Annotated in this window: 5 protein-coding genes; all 5 read left to right on the top strand. The window is 32.8% G+C overall.

Features of this window, described 5'->3' with window-relative positions:
- Positions 1–155: 155 nt before the first annotated feature.
- On the top strand, positions 156–1082 hold the full coding sequence (locus ABW636_RS11515) for a tyrosine-type recombinase/integrase (protein ID WP_367590150.1): 927 nt from the start codon (positions 156–158) through the stop codon (positions 1080–1082).
- A 4-nt stretch (positions 1083–1086) separates the two neighbouring features.
- The gene (locus ABW636_RS11510) at positions 1087–1974 is read left to right on the top strand and encodes a tyrosine-type recombinase/integrase (protein ID WP_367590149.1); all 888 of its coding nucleotides are present in this window, start codon (positions 1087–1089) and stop codon (positions 1972–1974) included.
- Positions 1975–1980: 6 nt separating this feature from the next.
- A complete protein-coding gene (locus ABW636_RS11505) occupies positions 1981–2211 on the top strand; it encodes a hypothetical protein (protein WP_367590148.1) in 231 nt (76 codons plus the stop codon).
- 67 nt (positions 2212–2278) lie between these two features.
- Complete coding sequence (locus ABW636_RS11500; protein WP_367590147.1) at positions 2279–2545, top strand: addiction module protein; 267 nt, start codon at positions 2279–2281, stop codon at positions 2543–2545.
- Complete coding sequence (locus tag ABW636_RS11495) at positions 2535–2813, top strand: type II toxin-antitoxin system RelE/ParE family toxin (RefSeq protein WP_367590146.1); 279 nt, start codon at positions 2535–2537, stop codon at positions 2811–2813. Before ABW636_RS11500 ends, ABW636_RS11495 begins: the two co-directional genes overlap by 11 nt.
- Positions 2814–3098 lie beyond the last annotated feature (285 nt).

Below are 3098 nucleotides of genomic sequence, written 5' to 3'. Positions count from 1 at the left end.
TTTAAAAGGTTGTTTACAACAAATAGAACTAGGGTTGGTGACAAAATAACCCGTGAACCGCAACCAACTCGAAACCCTACTACTTGCGAGGATAATACAAAGAAATACAGTTACTTATCTGTACTTCGCTTAAGAATCCAAAAAAACACATACCGATGAAAAAATTAAAGTTAGAAAATCCTAGCTATAACGCTTTATTGCCTGAATTTAAACGATGGTTGGATATTTTAGGGTATAGTGCTTCAGTTGTAAAATACTCGCCTATTTACTTGAGAGAGTTCTTTTATTGGCTAGAACAACAACAAATTACACATATCAATCAAGTTACCAGAGCAAACGTTACCAGGTACTTTAATTATTTAAAAGAAAGACCTAACCAAAATACAGCAGGGGCATTAAGTAAAAATTATATAAATGGTCATTTAAGTACCTTAAAAAGGTTCAATACCTATTTAAAAAAGCATGATCAGAAAGGAGTATCTATACACTTACGTTTTGAGAAAACAGACAAATTAAGTTCATCCCATATTGTAACAGAGCTAGAAATCAAACAGCTTTTTAAAGCCACAGAATACAGTAACCCTTATGAACATATACGACTTAGGGATAAAGCTATTTTAGTAGTGCTTTATAGTTGTGGTTTACGAAGAAACGAAGCAGTACACCTAGATCTTGCAGACATCCTTTTTGATAAAGAACGACTCTTTGTACGACAAGGTAAAAATTACAAAGAACGTTATGTACCGATCAATGCATATAACCTACGTATACTAGAGGATTATATATACGAAGCACGTTCACAGTTTTATAAGGCAAGTGAAAATGAAGCTTTGTTTATTAACTATCGAGGTAATCGAATGGGAGGGCAAAATTTTAAGCTACGCTTACGAGCTATGATTAAGGCAACCAATAACGAAGAACTCATAGAAAAAAAGATCACCCCTCATAAACTACGACATAGTATTGCTACCCATTTACTAGAACGTGAAGTGCCTATAGAGGCTATCAGTCAGTTTTTAGGGCATAGTAGTCTAGAAAGTACACAAGTATACACTCATATCCTTAAAGAATTAAAAATATAATGCTATGAATTACAGAACTTATTTAGAAAAGCATCGATATAGCGAGAATACTATTGTAATCAATATTTTACGTGTAAAAAGATATGAAGACTGGACAACATCTTATGGTATTAAAACAGAACGGGCAACCTATAAAAATCTATTGACTTATGTAGCCTATTTAAAAGAAAACAAAAAGTATAAACGACAGTCTATTAACCAAGAATTACGAGCAGTCAAGTTATATTATGATATGCTTATAGAAAACAATAAAGTGGCAGAAAATCCAGCAGAGAACTTAACGATACGAGGAACACGTAAAGGCATCATTAAAGATCTACTAAGTGAAGAAGAGCTAGAGGATTTATATTACTCTTATGATATCAAACATCATGATATATTTTTTAAAGCAACCAAACTGCGAGACAAGGTTATAGTAGGGCTCATAGTATATCAAGGTATCACTGCTGTAGAAATCCATCAACTAAAAGAAGAACACTTAGAACTTCATAAAGGTAAGATACACATCCCATCTACTCGAAGAAGCAATAGAAGAACTTTAAAATTACAACCCTCACAAATACTAGAGCTTATAAAATATACTACTAAGGCTAGGATATATCTATCAAAACGAAGCAATACTACTAATAATGAGCAATTATTTTATGGTACTTTAAACCTTACCCGTAGTATTACTAGAAGAATTATCAAAACCTTAAAGAATTACAATCGTAAGGTAAAAAGCTATAGTCAACTACGATCCAGTGTGATTGTAAACTGGTTAGCTGCCAATAACCTTCGACATGTACAATATATGGCAGGGCATCGTTACATCAGTTCTACAGAAAGATATGTGCAAGATGATTTAGAAAGCCTACATGAAATCGTTAATAAGTCCCATCCTATAAACTAATCAACTATGAAACCAAAAGAAATCTATATAAAAATGACAATTACCGATATAGCAGAATTACGCTATATGCAACATACGTTATTAGAAAACTTAAATTTATTAAGCCAGTTAGACGATGATTGTACCACTAATAGAAGTGTAAAAGATAGTGTGTACTGGATATCTAAAATATTACAATCTATACATCAAAAAGAAGAAACAAATTTTAGTGTAAACTGTTTAGATAAAACTCTTTGAATTACACAAATTATATGAATCAGAAACGGGAATTTAAAAAATATGTATATTATAAACTATCTTTGTTATGAATATTAAAATGAATGTTATGGACTTACAGGCAGATATCAAATGGATATTAGAAGAGTTGAAAGATGTAAAGGATCCTACCCTTATTGAAGCCTTTAAAAATATGTTACAATATAGACGAAAAGTAAGTGAACCATCTTATGAGGTATCAGATGACCATAAAAAAATATTAGATCAACGGTTAGCAGATCACAAAGCAAACCCAAATAGTGGAAGAAGTTGGAAAGATATAAAAACTGATCTTCAAGCAAAGCATGGGATATAATCTAGTTGTTAAACCGGGAGCAGAACTGGATATTACAGAGGCTCTTGAATGGTATGAGGAAAACACAGAGTTATCATCAGAATTATTTATAAAAATAGATGAAGTTCTTAGCAGAATAGAAACAGATCCCAATAACTTCCAAAAGCGGTATAAAGATATTAGAATTGCATTTACAGATCGCTTCCGTTATGGAGTTCATTATACGATAGAAGATACCACAGTATATGTTCATGCTGTGTTACATACAAGTAGAAAACCTAGAGGTTAAAGCTTTACTAAAACACAATCCCGAATCGAAAGGTTCGGGATTTTTTGTTGCATAAATAGCCAAGTGAGTCGCTACGCTCTGATTTATTATTATCACATCAGCCCGAAAAGGGCTTTTGTAATAAGCTGTACAAAGGTGTTCCTTCGTCACGCCGGTCTTGCCATACCTTGTTCACGAAAAAAGTCGTGAACACCTTATTGTTTTTTATCGAACACCGCACTGCTTCCTTGTGGAAACATGTCGAATAATGTTTTCGGGAAAAGCCCGACTACACTATTATTATTT

This window comes from Aquimarina discodermiae (genome assembly GCF_040786235.1).
GTDB lineage: Bacteria > Bacteroidota > Bacteroidia > Flavobacteriales > Flavobacteriaceae > Aquimarina.
Note: the sequence above shows the minus strand (reverse complement) of the source record. Positions and strands in the feature narration are given on the sequence as shown.

Bases quoted from the DNA above. Each gene is read 5' to 3' on its own strand.
- ABW636_RS11515 (WP_367590150.1), top strand. From the start codon at position 156: ATGAAAAAATTAAAGTTAGAAAATCCTAGCTATAACGCTTTATTGCCT.
- ABW636_RS11510 (WP_367590149.1), top strand. From the start codon at position 1,087: ATGAATTACAGAACTTATTTAGAAAAGCATCGATATAGCGAGAATACT.
- ABW636_RS11505 (WP_367590148.1), top strand. From the start codon at position 1,981: ATGAAACCAAAAGAAATCTATATAAAAATGACAATTACCGATATAGCA.
- ABW636_RS11500 (WP_367590147.1), top strand. From the start codon at position 2,279: ATGAATATTAAAATGAATGTTATGGACTTACAGGCAGATATCAAATGG.
- ABW636_RS11495 (WP_367590146.1), top strand. From the start codon at position 2,535: ATGGGATATAATCTAGTTGTTAAACCGGGAGCAGAACTGGATATTACA.